The sequence below is a fragment of the Polaribacter septentrionalilitoris genome, assembly GCF_009832745.1.
Lineage (GTDB): Bacteria > Bacteroidota > Bacteroidia > Flavobacteriales > Flavobacteriaceae > Polaribacter > Polaribacter septentrionalilitoris.
Genome location: NZ_VRMJ01000029.1, coordinates 1 through 520, shown reverse-complemented (window position 1 = coordinate 520; position 520 = coordinate 1). Strand labels below are relative to the sequence as shown.

The 520-nt window shown below is 28.8% G+C and carries 2 pseudogenes; both read right to left on the bottom strand.

Annotation, left to right across the window (positions count from 1 at the left end):
• Window positions 1–205, bottom strand: a pseudogene (locus FP421_RS15205) (hypothetical protein); the annotation flags it as partial.
• A 35-nt stretch (window positions 206–240) separates the two neighbouring features.
• Window positions 241–520: pseudogene (locus tag FP421_RS06745) on the bottom strand (helix-turn-helix domain-containing protein); the annotation flags it as partial.

The following is a 520-nucleotide window of genomic DNA, read 5'->3' as shown; positions in this document are numbered from 1 at the left end:
TATATTTTCTAAATATATGATTAGAATTGGTAGTTGTTACGTAGTTTTTTCTTTTCGGGATTAATAAATTATTGAGTCTTAAAAAGCGATAGAACTTGTCTCTTCCTATGTTGATGTTTTGTTCAATTATTTCAGATTTGAGTTCATTATAGAGTTTAATTCCACCCGTTTTAGAGCCTACCTTTTTACGATACAGTTGCACCATTAAGATTAGTTTTTTATCATTTAGTTCTTTCTTTATTAGTGTTTTGCGTCTTTTGTAGAATGCTTGTTTAGAGATCCCAAAACATTGATAGATCCATTTTGTTTTAAAATGTTTTTCTTTTTTAGTTCTACCTCTTTTGCTAATGTTTTGGGCAACGACTTTTTTGCTAAATCGACACCAGTAATGATTTCCATATCCGCAATAATATCTTGCTGAAAGTCTTTTACAAACTCCAATTCTTCAATTTTTTCCTTTAATTTTTTAATCTCATCGTTTTTGCTCATACCATTATTTTGTTGAACTAAGGTACTGTAT